Origin of the sequence: Brachybacterium sp. (genome assembly GCF_036379615.1) — a bacterium.
GTDB lineage: Bacteria > Actinomycetota > Actinomycetes > Actinomycetales > Dermabacteraceae > Brachybacterium.
Window position 1 is genome coordinate 34455 of sequence record NZ_DASVGJ010000079.1, and the last position, 16009, is coordinate 50463.

Here is a 16009-nt window from a genome sequence, read left to right on the forward strand (position 1 = left end):
CCGACGACGATGACAGATCCGGAAGGACGAAGGCCATGACGCAGAAGCGAGGACTCGGTCGAGGACTCGGTGCCCTGATCCCGGGTGCCGGCTCGACCCCTGCGCCCGAGCAGGAGCTTCGTACGCGTACTCGGGCGAGCTCGAGCTCCGGCGACGAGTCCGCCAGTTCCCGTCCGGTGGACATGTTCTTCTCCGGGGAGAAGGTCTCCCCCGAGGAGGAGCGCGCCCAGCACGAGCGCGCTGACGCCCGCGATCTGGCCGTCGGCATGGCCCGGGCGGCCGCCGAGCGTCGCGGTCGATCCTCCGGTTCCGCTCCCCGACGGTCGGCCGCCTCCCGCACCACGGCCTCCTCTGCGAAGCCGGCGTCTGCCGGGGGCGCGACGAGCGACGAGACCGACTCTGCCTCCGAGGGCTCGTCGACGCCGTCCCGCAGCGCTCGGACCACTGCGAGCCGCAGCGCAGCGAAGAAGGCCGGCACGACGAGCACCGGGTCCAAGAGCACCGGGTCGAAGAACAGCGGTGCCGCGAGCACCGCCAGCAGGACCGGTGCGACCACGCGAAGCGGCGCCAAGAGCTCGGGCTCCAAGGCCGCCTCCACGACGTCCATTGCTGAGACGGGCGCGGCAGCGAAGAGCACAGCGAGGAAGAGCACTGCCGCCAAGAGCACCGCGTCGAAGAGCAGCGCCTCGAAGAGTGGCGGAGCGAGCACCGGGGCCGCGACGGACACCGGCTCCACGACCGAAGCACCCTCGAAGGGTGCGGCGGTGAAGAGCCCCGCGACGTCCTCGCCGACCGCGAAGGCCGACGTCGCACCCGCGGCCGCTGAGTCCTCAGCCCCCGTCCCTGCGACCTCCTCCGAGTCGCTCCACAGCGATGCCGAGGCGGCTCCCGGCCCCGCAGCACCGAGGGAGTCCGTGCCCGCCCCAGAGGTCGAAGAGAGTACGGCCCCCGCACCGGCCACAGCTGATGTCCCGAATGCTGAAGCTGCGGCGACTGCGTCCGTCGAGCCGGAGACCGCAGAGGGCGCCGGCGACAGCTCGGCTGCGGCAGAGAGCAGGGACGCCGGCGCAGAGATCGAGGACAGCCCGGTCGTCGATGTCGAGGCCACCACCCCGACGCCGGCCCGGGCCGCGGCCGAGGACGAGGATGTGGCCCCGCTCGAGACCGAGACCGAGGCCCGTCTCGAGACCGAGGCGCGGGCCGAGCCCGAGGACTCCGTGCCGACCACGGAGCACACGGAGCACCGCGGCCTGGTGAGCGTTCCGGGCGCCGAGTTCGCGGAGATCCCGATCCACGAGGTGCGGGAGAACCCCCGCAACCCCCGCACGGCCTTCGATGAGGACGAGCTCGACGAGCTCGCCTACTCGCTGCGCGAGGTGGGTGTCCTGCAGCCGGTCGTCGTCCGCCCGATCTCGGTCACGGAGGATGGCGAGTCCTTCGAGCTGGTCATGGGTGAGCGTCGCTGGCGTGCTGCGCGCCGAGCAGGCCTGCTCTCGATTCCCGCGATCATCCGCGAGACCAGTGATGACGACCTGCTCCGCGATGCACTGCTCGAGAACCTGCACCGCACTCAGCTGAACCCGCTCGAAGAGGCCAACGCCTACCAGCAGCTGCTCGACGACTTCGGCTGCACGCAGGACGAGCTCGGCGAGCGGATCGGGCGCTCTCGTCCTCAGATCACGAACACTCTGCGCCTGCTGCGCCTTCCGGCACTCGTGCAGCGCCGGCTTGCGAGCGGGGCGATCAGCGCGGGGCATGCGCGCGCCCTGCTCTCGCTGGACGATCCCACGCTGATGGAGGAACTCGCCCAGCGCATCGTGCAGGAGGGTCTCTCCGTCCGCGCCGTGGAACGCCTGGTGGCGAGGGGAGGGCAGCAGCCGAGCACCCGGACCGTGCGACGCAGCACCTACGACCCCCATGTCGTGGACCTGACCAGCAGGCTCTCGAATCGTCTTGAAGCGCCCGTGCGCATCGACGTGGGCAAGCGCAAGGGGCGCGTCACCCTGGAGTTCACGAACCTCGAGGATCTGGAGCGACTCATCGAGAACATGGGTCTTGAGGTGCCGCTCTCCAGCGGGGAGCTCTCTGGCGACGACTGACGTCGAGTGCTGTCATGAAGGGGGTTCGCTGCGGCGAGCCCCCTTCGTCGATCTCGCTGGGGCCCACTGGGCCCACTCTCCGCGCTGGCAGATTTTCAGTGCCGATACTGATGATGACAGATAGGACGGTGACGTCAGTATCGCGTGATGCGGGAGGTGTGGACCTCACTGCTCTGTGTGGAGAACGTGCAGGTCATACGACATCCTCGACGTTGTCCACCGATGTGCACAACACTGTGGAAATCCGACTGCCTCTCTGGTAAGTCACAAGAGCCCCCGCCCCTGGCTCAGCGCGGGACCGATGAGATCCCCCGGAAGTGCATGCCCCCGAGAGGGTCTTCTTGTCCGCATGAGGAGGGTGCTGTCACTCGGCCCATGGGTGTCGGCGCGCGCGGAAACCTGAGGTGCTCATCGGGACGCTGGGGCTAGCGCGGGCATGAGGTCGTGGGAGTGTGCACCTGAGGTTCAGCCACTCCGCTCGGTGTGGGGTCTAAGTAGGGTTTCACGGGAAACGACCTCGCCTGGGCACCACCTCTTCTCTCCCGTTGTGCCCCCTCTCGATGGATCTCTTCGCGCTGCGGGCGCGACCGGGGGTTGTCCCTGACAGCGCCTGCGCAGGAGACTGGGGAGTTCGCCGGAAGTACCAGCTGCGTTGAGCCTGTGCGCCATGTGCTCTGTGCTGTGTCGATGAGCGACCATCGGTGAGGTTCAGCTCGCGGCAGGAGGGTCGTTCCCCGTGAAACGTCCCTTGTGGGCCGATACTCCGCCGAGCTCAGTGCTCACGTCTCATTCACTCCGGGGAGTGCGCGCACGTCGACCCTGCAATTCGGTGGGGTGCAGGTCTGGGAGGAGTGCAGTGAAGTCCCCACGGAGAGGTGGTTTCACGTGCAACGTGCGTCGCACATGATTTCCGGGATCTTTCCTGAATGGGCTTGATCATTCGGGTATGCAAAGGGGTCCGGCGCGGGCGGCAGCAGAACACCGGGAATGGCGAGTGTGCACAGCAGCGCAACTCAGTTCTCCCATGTGCTGCTGTTCCACGTGAAACGCAACGCTCTGCATGGGCCATGCCGAGTGCGCGGTCCGGGGCAGTACTCGCAGTCGCTGTCTGCGGAGTGCCGGGAGGTGTGAGGAGCACGGGCACCCCGCGCAGGTGCTTGTGTTGCGTCAGGTCGATGGGTGCGTCGCGCCCTGTCCGAGGAGGGAGTGTTTCGCGTGAAACATGGGAACGTCATTCCGCTCGTCGCACGTTCTGCGATGCCTGCTCCGTCGACGGGATGCATGGCCTGCCGCTCCTCCCGCGCGTCGGACGTTCTGCGAGTCGGTTGAACGATGTTTCCCGTGGAACGTCGTAAGCTCGAACGATCGGCGCGGTTGCTGATGGTCGGGACTGTCTCTTCTTGTTCACCGCTGCGGTGTATTGCGGCTCCCCGTCACGGTGCCGCAGGGTCGACGCTCGCCGGTTACGACGTGGATGTTCCACGGGAAACATGATTCTTCTGTTCCCACCTTGATAGGTGAACCGGACGCCTTAAGCCCCTGTGCTCGAGCAGCACACGCTACGAGGGTTTATGGCATGCCGAGTCGTCGATCGGGCCCAGCGTCGTCGATCGGTCCGTGCAGGGCGTAAGCAGTAGGAACAGTCGTTCATCAGGGGTCTGCCTGCGATGCTCCTATGTACGGCTAGGTGACTGGCGTATCGACGATTGCCCACGCACTGATCGGGAGCGTTTCACGGGAAACCGTGAGAACTAGAGGCCTGTCAGTGCTGAGAACCGATCGTGTTCGCGTCTGCGTAGTGCCCGTGGCCACCGAAGCGCACAGAGCGTTCCACGGGAGACCCGGACACCCAACAGCTGTGGTGGCTGACGGTTGCTCGGCGGGAGCCAGGGGGCTGCCCCGTGTGCTGAGACACTGCAGCCGAGCAGCAGGGGTATGCGGCGTCGAAGATCCACGTGAAACGACGACGAAATCGCGTCTAGTGACGCGACGCTCGGGCGGGCGGCAGCCGCGCTCCTCGCTTGGTCACCAGGTGTTCGGAGCTCGCGGTGCTCCGTGAGCACGTCGTTCCCTGTGGTTCCACGCGAAACCACCAATGCCAAGCCGGAGAGCACTACACCGGATCCGCTCTCAGGGCACCGTCACTCAGTCCCGTGTCCGCGCGTCTGACGAGTTCTTGGGACTAGATGGCCCGAAGCAAGGCCCACTGAACGCTTCCCCTTGTGTCGATGTTTCACGACAAACTCCGGGGACCGGCCGGGGGTCGCCCAGGCAATGACCGTAGTGCTTAGTGAACGGCCGGTAGCTGGTGCCTGGTGCCTGGTGCCCGGTGCCCGGTGCCCGGCGCCCGGTGGCCGACTGGACGGTCGGGCGGCCTGCGGCCGCTCCGTGCAGAGAACTGAGGGTCCACGGAAAACGAGCCGCTGTATGGGGACAGAGGAGAGGCGGTCGATTCTCGCGCAGCGTGCCGATCCCGATCGACGGGAGACATTGCTGCACCGAGGCTCTCACGTCGCACGCGCTCGTCCTCGTCACGTCGTGCACACTGTGCGTAAGTATGTGGACAACTACGAGCTGACGAGTGTTCAGAAAACCGCGCAGCCGCGTCCGCTGTGCAGAGTGTCGTCACACGTCTCCCGCTCATGCACTGGGCGATCTGCGTTTACGCAGGTCAGAGACCTTTCTGCCATGGGGAGGGACCGCGCCAGCCTGCAGGCTGTCCACAGCGCACTGTGGATAACTGTGTGGATGGAGCTGTGCACTGATGTGGAAACAGTTGTGGACGACGATGTGCACAACGACGTTGTTCCACGTCGGAGCGTGGCGTCCTAGGTGAATTGACAGTCAGCGGTATCCCTGCGAACTGTGCTGTCAGTCTGGCCGAGGGACAGGCCTGAATCGGAGGATGCTCAGGCGTTCGGACCGAACTCGGTGTCGACGACGTGCTTGGGCTGCGCTCCCTCGCGGCGATGCACCACGGTCCACGGACCAGGGAGATGCACTTCCGCCCCGTCGGGACCATGTCCCGAGAGCTCGGAGAGGATCAGAGACTGCGGCGTTCCCGCTGTCGACTCCGGGGCGGTCGCATCGCCGAGACCGGCCTGGCCATCACTCGCTGTGGCAGCAGCCTTCGGCTCGACTCCAGTCCATGCGGTGTCGGCCGGGAGCAGACGGAACCAGGTGGGCAGCACGTCGACTCCCCAGCGGTCGAGGTCCTTCTCGGACGGATCCTCGAACAACAGGGCGTGCGTGGTCGACCCCCACCGACGAGCGAGCTCCCGCAGCACCGTGGGCGCCGGACGGGACGGTCCCGCCCACGGTGCGCTGAAGAGCACGACGGCGGGGACCATCTCGGCCCGGCCGGGGACGCTGCCCTCGCCCGTTCCCTGCCCCGAGGGGTCGTGCGTCACCTGGCCTGGGCCTCCACCAGCACCTCGTCGGTGCTGATACCGGCGGCCTGGTCCGCGAGCCAGCGCTCGGCGTCCAGTGCGGCCTGGCAGCCGGTGCCGGCCGCGGTGATGGCCTGACGGTAGGTGTGGTCCACGACGTCGCCCGCGGCGAAGACGCCGGGGACCGAGGTGAAGGTGGTGCGCCCCTTGCACACGATGTACCCCTCGTCGTCGAGCTCGAGCTTGCCGCGCAGCAGGTCGGTGCGCGGGATGTGCCCGATCGCCTCGAACACTGCCGAGGTGCTCATGACCCGCTCCTGCCCCGTGACCGTGTCACGCAGCGTCACGGATTCGACCTTGTCGTCACCGTTGATGCTGACGACCTCGCTGTTCCATGCGAAGCTGAGCTTCGAGTCCGCCTCGGCACGGCGTGCCATGATCTTGGAAGCACGCAGCTCGTCGCGTCGGTGGACCAGGGTCACGGACTTGCCGAAGCGGGTCAGGAAGGTGGCCTCCTCGACGGCGCTGTCGCCGCCGCCGACCACCACGATCTCCTGATCCTTGAAGAAGAACCCGTCGCAGGTGGCGCACCAGCTGACGCCCTTGCCGGAGAGCTGGGACTCGCCGTCGATCCCGAGCTTGCGGTAGGCCGAGCCGGTGGTGATGATCAGCGACTTCGCGCGGTAGACGGTGCCGTCGTCGAGCGTGACGGTCTTGATCTCGCCGTCGAGCTGCAGGTCCACGGCGTCCTCGTAGATGACCTCTGCCCCGAAGCGCTCGGCCTGCTCCTGGAGGTTGGTCATCAGCTCCGGGCCCTGGATGCCGGTCGGGAAGCCCGGGAAGTTCTCGACGTCCGTGGTGGTCATGAGGGCCCCACCGGCGTCGAGGGCGCCGGCGATCACGATCGGCTTCATCTCCGCGCGGGCGGTGTAGATGGCGGCGGTGTAACCGGCCGGACCCGATCCCACGATGACGACCTCATGGACGGTCCCGTCCTGTGCGGTCGCCTCGACGGGGACGGTCTGGGCGACGGGGGTCGGTCCGCCGAGGATGTTGAGTGCCTGGATGGGCTGTGACATGGAGGATGTCCTTCCGTGGAGAGGTCGGTCGGTCAGCGGGAGGACCGTCGACAAGTATGGAGCAGAGCGCGAGGCGTGAGCGATGGGGAGGGGAACGAGGTCACAGGGGGCCGATCATCACGTCCCCGGACCAGATCCGGTTCTGCGCAGGAGTGAGATCGTCCTCGCTGGTTCCGCAGGTGGGCAGCACCACGGTGGCCGAGACGACGCCGCCGTTCGCCCGCAGGGTCTCGCGATCCAGCGGCCCGTGCACGAGCAACCAGCCCGAGGTCTCCTCGCCGCCCCACGCCACCTCCTCCATGATCAGGATCGACTCCTGGATCCCCAGCGCGCGCAGGCACTGCGCGGCATCGAAGCTCGTCATCGGCTGGATGGTGCCGGTGTCGATGAGGCGCTGCACCTCGGTGCCGAGAGTCGTCTCCGTGACAACGGGAGCGCCGCCGGAATTCTTCCCGGACCCGTTCGCCGCGTCCACGGAGGTGGCGGTGGAGCCCGCGCCGTTGTCGGTGGACTGCGACAGGGCGCCTGCGAGCTGCACCCCCAGCAGGCCCGAGGCGAGGAGGGCGACGATGATCAGCGGCACCGGGATGCCGAGGATGGTGCCGAAGCGGGACCGGCGCTCGCCCTGTGCAGGACCGGGCGGACGGCCCGAAGATCCGGACCCGGAGCTCATTCGACCCGGATCTCCGCGATGCGGGCGCGGAAGCGGCCGCTCTCGTTGCTGTCGGGCGGGAGCTCGGCGATCCAGAGCGCGACCTCCTCGGCCTCGACCGGCTCGGGAGCATCCAGGCGCACCTCGCCGTCGGCGACGAACTCCCCGGTGGCCAGCACGTCCCCGAAGGTGCCGTCCTCGTTCACGGCCCTCAGCTCGACGCTGCCGCCGTTGTTGAGCGCCGTCGTGAGGGTGACGGAGGTGAAGGTCGAGGGTTCGGCGAAGTGCAGACGAAGCCCCACCCCCTCCTTGAGACCGCCGTAGTCGGGGCTGCCGTAATGCTTGGTGGACCAGTACGTGGCGGGATCTCCGTCGGTGATCCGGTCCTGCTGATCGACGTTGTCCGGCTCCAGGTCGCTGGCCGGTGCCACCATCTCGATGCTCTCCAGCTCGGGAGCCGGGAGGGCGGGGTCCTCGGTCGCCTCCGCCGTGGGTTCCACGGGTGCCTCGCCGGTCTCCTCCTCAGGTGCTGGCGAGGTGGGCGGCTGGGAGGTCGCCAGCGGGTCCTCGAGGAGGTCGCGCACATCGCTGGTGATCGACGTCAGGGCGACGACCAGCGCGATCATGACGACGATGGCACCGCCGATGATGATCCACTGCGACTGCAGCGAGCGCTTCTCCTGGTCCCGGGGCCCGAGCGTGAACGTCTCGGGGGCATCGTTGTCGACGGCGACCCCGACCACGTCCCGCAGCAGCGAGCTGCGGGTGGAGGGCACGGTGGTCTCCTCCGGTGTCTCCTCGAGCACCGAGCGGTCGCGACCGTGGATCACGATCGGTCCGTCCTCGCGCACCGGCGCCATGGGAGCCGTCCGTCCGGCGACGGCGACCGGTGCGGTCGCAGCCTCCCCCGCACTGTGCGTGACGGGGCTGGAGGGCGTGGGCGCTGAGTAGTCCGGCGTCGACACCGAGGTCTCCGGTCCCGGACCGGGCTGCTGTGCACGGTCCCCGGACGCGTCCGGGGAGGGCTGCGGTGCCAACGGCTGCTCCCCGCCCTCGGCGAGACCGAGCGGCCAGTGGGTGCCGGAGCTGCGGGACGGGATGTCACCGGGTGCGGTGGCCGGGGTGCCCGCCGAGAGGTGGGCCCGGTCGGAGGACTGCGCATCGGCGGTGTGCGCGGAGCGGTCCCCGGTCGTGGCGGCCGCTGCTCCGGCTGCGCCCGCGGCCACGACGGCGCCGGCCCCTGCAGCCACTTCTGTTCCCGGTGCTGCACCGGCTCCCGCTGCCGTTCCGTCGTCCTCGGGTCTGTCGCCCTCGGGGTCCGGCTGAGGCCGCGTCGGGAGCGTGATGTCCAGGTGTCCCGGGAACGGGCTGGTGTCGCGCTTCTGATCGAGGTGGAGCTCCTCCACCAGTGCTTTCGCTTCCTGGGAGGCACGCGGGGAGTCCTCCTCCGGCGGGCCGTCCTGGTCCCGCGAGGAGGTCGCCCCCGGGACCACGCCGACGGCCTCCCCCGCAGGGGCACCGTCGCGCTCCACCTCAGGATCCCGGCCGACGGACGTGGCGACGAGGCCGGTTGCCCCGGCAGCCCCGGTCACCCCAGCCATCCCGGCCGCGGCGGCCGACGTCCCTTCCCTCGTGTCTGCGTCGGCCGACCGAGCGTCTCGGTCTGCGTCTGCCTTCGCGTCCGCGGTGGTGGCCTCGGCGGCGTCGGTGCCGGCGGCGCTGTGCGGATCCGCTGCGGCCCGAGGCGTGCGCACGACGGTGTCCTCGTCGGGCGGACCGGCATCCTCCGACCCCTGCTCGGGCACGGCGGCCATCATCGAGGTGCTCTCGAGGCCGTCCGCGTCGCGACCGTCCTCCGGGATCCTCTTCTCCTCGTCCTGCGGGGAAGGCGCCGCCTGCGGGGAGGGCACCGCCTGCGACGAAGTGGCCTCCAGCGAGGAAGTCGCCTCCGGCGAGGAAGTGACCGTCTGCGCGGGGGGCGCCTCCTGAGAGGGCACGGGAGCCTCGGCCCCGGAGTGCCGGCCGTCCCGGGAATACGCCTCGAGGGTGACGGGGATGGACTGCCAGGGCTGGAGAGCCTCGATCAGCCCTCGGGTGGTCTCGGGGATCTCGTCACCGGACTCGTTGAGCACCAGATCGCACAGCAGGTCGAGATCCTCGGGGATGTGGGTGTCCACCATCGTCGAGGGCAGGGGCACGTCACCACTGGCGTCATGGCGCGGACTGCGGCCGGTCAGGGCCCGATACAGCAGGGCGACCAGGGAGGCGGTGTCCTGGAAGGAGGCGGTCTCCCGGGACCTGTCCAGGCCCTGGTGCGCCGCGGCCTCGACACCGATGCCCAGGATCACCACGGTCCCGGACCGGGGATCCACGAAGACCCGGTTGGAGTCGACGAACTGGTGGCGCACTCCGCGCCGCCGGGCGGCCTCCAGGCCGGTCGCCGCCTCCCCGATGATCGCGCGGGCGGTCTCGGGGTGCAGCGGCCCCTCGGTCAGCAGGGCGGCGAGCGGCGGTGCCGGCGGCAGGGGGTACTCGACGACGGTCGTGGGACCGTCCTCGGAGACCGCGGCCGGCTGCGGTGAGGACGTCTCCCGGGGATCATCGAACACGACGATGTCCTGCACGGGCAGCAGGTGGGGATCTTCGATCAGGTAGGCGCGCCGTACCGCGTCGGCCGCTTCCAGGGCGGTCTCGCCCTGCACGATGAACAGGACCACGTCCTCGCCGGTGGCGATCGAGCGGGCGCGTCGCCATGCCGCGCCGTCGGCGACGCCGGACAGGGGGATCTTCCCCTCCAGCGTCCACCGGGAGCGCAGTGCATCCGGCTGTGGGTTCGAGTTCACGGACCGTCCTTCTCCTTGTCCGGCGACGGTGCGCCGGTCACGTGCATCGTCCATGCTACGAGGTCGCCGTCGCCCCCCGGCGTCGCAGCCTGTTCAGCAGTCTCCTCGCGGAGCCCACCAGCTGACGCATCTCGGGCACGTGCAGCAGGTACGCGATCGCCCCGAACACGACGGTCATCACGAGTGCGACCAGCGTACCGAGCAGCACCGCCATCGCCCGATGGGACCAGAACAGGTCCCCGGCCAGCGCCACCAGTCCGGTGCCGACGGCCCAGCTGAGCACAGCGGAGACCGCCAGCCTGGCGAACAGCAGCACCCCGGTCAGCGTGCTCGGCGCGGCGGTGCCGTGCCGGGCCGCGTGCCTGCGCAGCTGCCACATGCCCAGCACCCACGCCGCCAGGTTGCCGAGGCTGGTGGAGCCCGCGGCGGCCATCGCCGCGTGCTGAGGATCGACGAGGGTGAGGATGATCGGGACCGACAGCATCGTGATCGCTGCGATCGGGATCTGGGCGATGAACGGGGTGCGGGCGTCCTCGTAGGCGTAGAACACCCGCTTGATCAGGTACAGAGAGGCGAAGGGGACCAGCCCGAGCATGTAGGCGACCAGCACCGTGCCGTTGGCGCGGGCACCGATCTCTCCGGTGCCGCCGCCGATGACCCACATGATCGGCCCCGAGAGCGCGACGAACACGGCGGTGCACAGCATCATCGGGACGGCCAGCATCCGGTTGGTCTCGCTGTAGCGGGCCAGGGCGCCCGCGTGGTCGTCATCGGCCGCGCTGCGCGAGATGGAGGGGAAGGCGGCGGTGACCAGGGTGACCGCGATGATCCCCTGCGGGATCATGAAGGCGAGGTAGGCCCATTCCATGGTGAGCAGCGCCGGGTAGCGGGCTGCGAGCTCCGGCTGTCCCTGGTACTGCTCCGTCATCCGGACCGCACCGCCCGTCGCCCAGCGGGATGCCCAGATGCCGAGCTGGCCGAGGCCCAGCATCCCCAGCGACCACAGCCCGATGCGGCTGAGCTTGCCCAGCCCCAGCCCGCGCAGTCCCCACTTGGGCCGCAGCTGCAGGTCCAGCCCCTTGACGTACCAGAACAGGAACAGCACCTGTGCCGCCGAGCCGCCCACGTTGATCAGAGCCATCGCCACGATCATCGACAGGGTCCACACGCTCGGATCGCCGACGGTGCCCCACAGCCCCAGGAACAGGGCCGCGCCCAGGATGCCCACGAGGTTGTTGACCACCGGAGCCCACTGGTACGGCCCGAAGGAGTCGTGGGCGTTGAGCAGCTGCCCGCACATCACGTACAGCGCCGAGAAGAAGATCTGCGGCATCATCCAGTAGCCCAGCTGCACTGCCAGCGCATAGGTCGCCGGGGGCAGCAGGCCGCTGGTGAGGGTCAGGAGCAGCGGCACCGCGACCAGGCAGACGGCGGTGACCCCGAGGGCCACCGCGGCGACCAGGGTCATCAGGCGGGAGATGTAGTCGCTGCCCCGATCCGGGCGCTTCACGGCGCGCACGATCGCGGGGACCAGGATCGCGTTGAGGGTGCCGCCCCCCACCAGCAGCCAGATCGTGTTGGGCAGCGTGTTCGCCGCGCTGAAGGCGTTGGCGGCCGAGGACATCGAGCCGCCGAGGATCGCTCCGAACAGGAAGTTCCGCACGAAGCCGAGCAGCCGCGAGACCATCGACCCCGAGGCCATCACCACGCTCGCCTTCAGCAGGGTGGAGCGGCTCGCAGGGGCGCCGCGGCGTCGGTGACGAGGGATGTGGTGGACACGTCGAGCGGTGCTCATGGGCGGTCCTCCTCGGTCGGGCCGGCGTCGGGGTCAGCAGTGGGGGCGGGGTCAGGGTCAGGTCTGTCCCAGACGTCCTGTGTGAGCCGGGTGTCGACCGTGGAGCGGCCCGTGCGCACCAGCACCTCGGGGTCCTCGGGGCCGTGGACGGCCGGAGCGCGGGTGGAGGCCCCGGTGCGTCGGGCGCGCGCGACCCCGACGATCACCAGCAGTCCCATCGCGATGACCAGCACCAGGGTGGTCCAGTTCTCCCACGACGGGTTGACGGTCAGAGGGACCTCGACCGGGGCGGTCAGCGGCGCGCCCTCCTCGGTGCTCACGATGGTGGTGAGGGTGACGGTGCCGTTCGCGATCGCCTCGACGGGCACGGACGCGTCGACCTGCCCGCGGGCGGGGACCTCGACCTTCACCGGCTCTCCCACCTGCACCAGCGGTTTGTCCGAGGTGACCTCGATCTGCGCGGTGATGGAGGTGTCGAGGTCGTTGCTGATCGTGATGGGGACGCTCGCCTCGTCAGAGATCACGTTGTATCCGGAGGCGGGGACCACCTGGATGCGGTCGCGCAGCCCAGAGGTGACGCCCGCGGAGTGCTCAGCCCGGGCCTGCGGGACCTCGGGCTCGCCGCGCCAGTGAAGGGAGGTGGCGCCGATGATCTCGCGGCGCGGTGCCTCCAGGGAGGTGTCGTCCTCCATCGCGACGGCGAGGGTGTCGATCTCCCGCCAGGAGCTCTCGAGCTCGGTGAGGGCCTGCGGGTCCAGCAGCTGCGGATCCTCGGCGCTCTCCAGATGCGTCCAGCTCCCGTCCTCGGCGGGACCGCTGGGACGCACCGCCGCACCGTCGAGACGACCCAGGGCGTACAGCTCCCCGTCCCCGCCGCGGGGCGCGGTGGTCCATGACTGGTCCTCGGCGGCATCGAGCAGGGTGCCGGTGCTGCCGCTGCGGATCCAGGGCGCCTCGGCCATCGCGTCGAGCACGGCGCCGGTGGCCTCCGGGTCCAGCACCGTCTCGGCCGACGGGGAGATCAGCAGGTGTCGCGGAGCGGTCGCGTACTCGGAGGCGATCGTCGCGGTCTCCGCGAGCAGGCGCTGGCGGGTCTGCTCGGCGTCGGAATCGGCGGTGAGCAGGGAGAACTCGGAGGAGAGCACGGGATCCGGGGCGAGCAGCGTGAGCGGATCCCCTTGGGTGCGGGAGGAGGGGTAGACCCCGATGGAGCTGGGGGTCACGGACGAGGCGGGATCCGCACGCAGGGAGCTCGAGGGGAGGACCGCGGCGGTGCCGTCGGCCGCGAGCACCGATTCGAGGGTGTCAGCATCGGTGGAGGCGGGATCGAGGCGCTGCGCCGAGGCGCGCGGCACGATCCCGGCGTCATTCCATGCCTGCTGGCCGTGATCGCGCACCACATCGCGCAGCAGGTCGGCGCCGGCCGCCTCCAGGCTGACGGTGTCCGCCTGCGCATAGGGCATGGCGATCACGGTGCGCTCGCCCACCTCCTCCTGCAGCACGGAGGCGAGCTCGGCGGATCGAGCCTCGGGGGCGTACTCGCGCACGGCCCCGGGGGCCTCCTCGCCCTCGAGCGGCACTGGCAACATCGGCGCATCCAGCAGCGCCGGGTCCAGCCACCAGTCCACGTCCTGACGCTGGGCAAGCTGCTCCAGCGAGGCCAGCCGACCCGACTCGGCGGACTCGGCGAAGTCCTCCGGATCGGTCACCATGGTCGCGGCGTCCCCTGCCGAGAAGGGCAGCAGCACGGACTGGGTGATCGCCTCCTCCACGTCGTCGGGCCGCCACACCACGAAGGTGCGCAGGGTGGACAGCGGCTCGTCCTCGGAGGCGACGGTCAGTGCGATGCGGCGCGTTCCCCAGTAATAGGGCTCCTCGGAGTAGTCGAGCTCCTCCGCGTCGATCTCGACGGTGAGCCTGGTCGAGTCCCCGGGAGCGAGCTCCTCGTGGGGCTCCGAGCTCGCCAGGGCGGTGCCGGCAGCCTCCGGGGAGGCGTCCGACTGCCACTGGGAGAGCTCGCCCCGCTCGGTGACGCGGGAGGTGCGCGTGCGCAGCTCGAGCGCGAGGGTCGAGAGCGGCTCCGAGGAGGTGTTCGTCACGTCGACCTGCGCCTCGAGGGTCCCGCCGGGGGCGAGCGAGGTGGGGGTGAGGGAGACGAGATCCATGCTCACCGGCGCGTCCTCCGCCTGCTCCGGCGGTGCCGCCGGGGCTGCGGGGGATGCGCTCGCCGCCTCGGCGCGGGCGGCGGGGAGCAGGGTCGCCGGTCCGCTCACCAGCACTGATGAGGCGAGGACCAGTGCCGCCAGCAGAGCCGCGAGCACCGGGTGCACGGGCAGCGGGAGGGACGGCATGGGGACACTGTAAGCGGCCGTTACCGTAGGGGCCTGCAGGTGCACGAGACCTCTACATCGCTGCGTCACAGCTCATGCGGCGCTGCGGCACCGCCCTCCCCGACCCAGGACAGGACCCACCGTGACCGAACCCGTCGACGAGATCGCTGCCATCGCCCAGCGGCTCGACACCGCGCGCCGACGTGCCGGTGCGATGTTCCAGGCGCTGCCCGAGGAGATCCACGAGCTGGGTCGGCGCTTCGAGGCCGCGGGCCACGAGCTCGCCCTCGTGGGCGGGCCGGTGAGGGATGCGGTGCTGGGGCGCTCGAGCGCCGATCTCGACTTCACGACCTCGGCCCGCCCGGAGCAGACCGAGGCGATCCTGCGCGACTGGACCTCCGGCGGCGCGATCTGGGACATGGGCCGGGACTTCGGCACCCTCGGCGGGGTGCGCGACGGGGTGAAGGTCGAGATCACCACGTATCGGACCGAGTCCTACGACCCCACCAGCCGCAAGCCGCAGGTCGAGTACGGCGACACCCTCGAGGGCGACCTGTCCCGTCGCGACTTCACGGTCAACGCGATGGCGGTGCGCCTGCCCTCGCTCGAGCTGGTGGATCCCTTCGACGGGCTCGCGGACCTCTCCCGCACCGTGCTGCGCACCCCCGTCGGCCCCCAGCAGTCCTTCACCGACGATCCGCTGCGCATAATGCGAGCGGTGCGCTTCGTCGCCCAGCTCGGGTTCCGGATCGAGGACGCCACGGCCGACGCGATCGAGGAGCTCGCCGAGCGGATCACGATCGTCTCGGCCGAGCGGGTCCGGGAGGAGCTGGTCAAGCTCATGCTCGGCGCGCATCCCCGCGGCGGCCTCGAGCTGCTCACCGAACTGGGCCTGGCCGCGCACGTGCTGCCCGAGCTGCCGGCCCTGCAGCTCGAGCGGGACGAGCACCACCACCACAAGGACGTCTACCAGCACACCCTCACCGTGCTCGACCAGGCGATCGATCTGGAGAGCCCGGCCGGATCCGACGGCCCCTGCGAGGGCCCCGACCTGGTGCTGCGCCTCGCCGCGCTGATGCATGACATCGGCAAGCCCGCCACCCGCCGCTTCGAGGCGGGCGGTGTGGTCACCTTCCGCTTCCACGAGACCGTCGGCGCGAAGATGACGATCAAGCGGATGAAGGCGCTGACCTTCGACAAGGACACCACCAAGAAGGTCGCCCGCCTGGTGGAGCTGCACCTGCGCTTCCACGGCTACGTCGACTCGCCGTGGACGGACTCCGCCGTGCGCCGCTATGTCACCGACGCCGGGGACCTGCTGCAGCACCTGCACCGCCTCACCCGGGCCGATGTCACCACCCGCAACAAGCGCAAGGCCCGCATCCTCGCCCGCGCCTACGACGAGCTCGAGGCCCGCATCGACGAGCTCGCCGAACAGGAGGAGATCGGGCGGATCCGTCCCGACCTCGACGGGAACCGCATCATGGAGGTCCTCGACCTGCCGCCCGGGCGAGTGGTCGGCGAGGCGTACACGCACCTGCTCGAGCTGCGGATGGAGCACGGACCACTCGGCGAGGAGCGGGCGATCCGGGAGCTCCGCGCCTGGTGGGCGGACCGTTCCGACTCCTGACCACGGTCCGTCGGCGGGCGCGACCGCCGGATGTGGAGGTCGTGTGCGGGCGGGTCGACGGGGTGTGAGCGGCGCCGCACCGGTCGTGCACACCCTGTGTGCTTCGCCGCCGCGGCATTCCGTCACAGGACCGGACGTGGTCATACTGAGTGGCTGGGTGACCGCCGGTATCGTCTCGGTCAGCGCCCTCGC

The 16009-nt window shown here is 69.8% G+C and carries 8 protein-coding genes; 2 read left to right on the forward strand and 6 right to left on the reverse strand.

All coding sequences use genetic code 11. From position 1 onward, the window contains the following. Positions 1 to 35: 35 nt before the first annotated feature. Positions 36 to 2099, forward strand: coding sequence for a ParB/RepB/Spo0J family partition protein (locus tag VF289_RS19180; RefSeq protein WP_330886051.1), 2064 nt, complete (start codon positions 36 to 38; stop codon positions 2097 to 2099). Positions 2100 to 5008: 2909 nt separating this feature from the next. Here VF289_RS19180 and VF289_RS19185 read toward each other — a convergent pair. From VF289_RS19185 to VF289_RS19210, 6 genes are all read right to left on the reverse strand, one after another. Then, complete coding sequence (locus VF289_RS19185; RefSeq protein ID WP_330886053.1) at positions 5009 to 5509, reverse strand: hypothetical protein; 501 nt, start codon at positions 5507 to 5509, stop codon at positions 5009 to 5011. After that, positions 5506 to 6567 carry a thioredoxin-disulfide reductase gene (gene trxB, locus VF289_RS19190; protein WP_330886055.1) on the reverse strand — a complete coding sequence of 354 codons (1062 nt, stop codon included), beginning with the start codon at positions 6565 to 6567 and terminating at the stop codon, positions 5506 to 5508. Before trxB ends, VF289_RS19185 begins: the two co-directional genes overlap by 4 nt. Positions 6568 to 6667: 100 nt before the next feature. Next, the gene (locus tag VF289_RS19195; RefSeq protein ID WP_330886057.1) at positions 6668 to 7240 is read right to left on the reverse strand and encodes a hypothetical protein; all 573 of its coding nucleotides are present in this window, start codon (positions 7238 to 7240) and stop codon (positions 6668 to 6670) included. Beyond that, complete coding sequence (locus tag VF289_RS19200) at positions 7237 to 10062, reverse strand: hypothetical protein (RefSeq protein WP_330886059.1); 2826 nt, start codon at positions 10060 to 10062, stop codon at positions 7237 to 7239. The genes VF289_RS19195 and VF289_RS19200 overlap by 4 nt, the downstream gene beginning before the upstream one ends. A 55-nt stretch (positions 10063 to 10117) precedes the next feature. Continuing rightward, complete coding sequence (murJ, locus tag VF289_RS19205; RefSeq protein WP_330886061.1) at positions 10118 to 11857, reverse strand: murein biosynthesis integral membrane protein MurJ; 1740 nt, start codon at positions 11855 to 11857, stop codon at positions 10118 to 10120. Then, the gene (locus VF289_RS19210) at positions 11854 to 14208 is read right to left on the reverse strand and encodes a DUF6049 family protein (RefSeq protein ID WP_330886063.1); all 2355 of its coding nucleotides are present in this window, start codon (positions 14206 to 14208) and stop codon (positions 11854 to 11856) included. The genes murJ and VF289_RS19210 overlap by 4 nt, the downstream gene beginning before the upstream one ends. A gap of 193 nt (positions 14209 to 14401) precedes the next feature. Here VF289_RS19210 and VF289_RS19215 point away from each other — a divergent pair, with 193 nt between their 5' ends. After that, complete coding sequence (locus VF289_RS19215) at positions 14402 to 15817, forward strand: CCA tRNA nucleotidyltransferase (protein ID WP_330886089.1); 1416 nt, start codon at positions 14402 to 14404, stop codon at positions 15815 to 15817. Positions 15818 to 16009 lie beyond the last annotated feature (192 nt).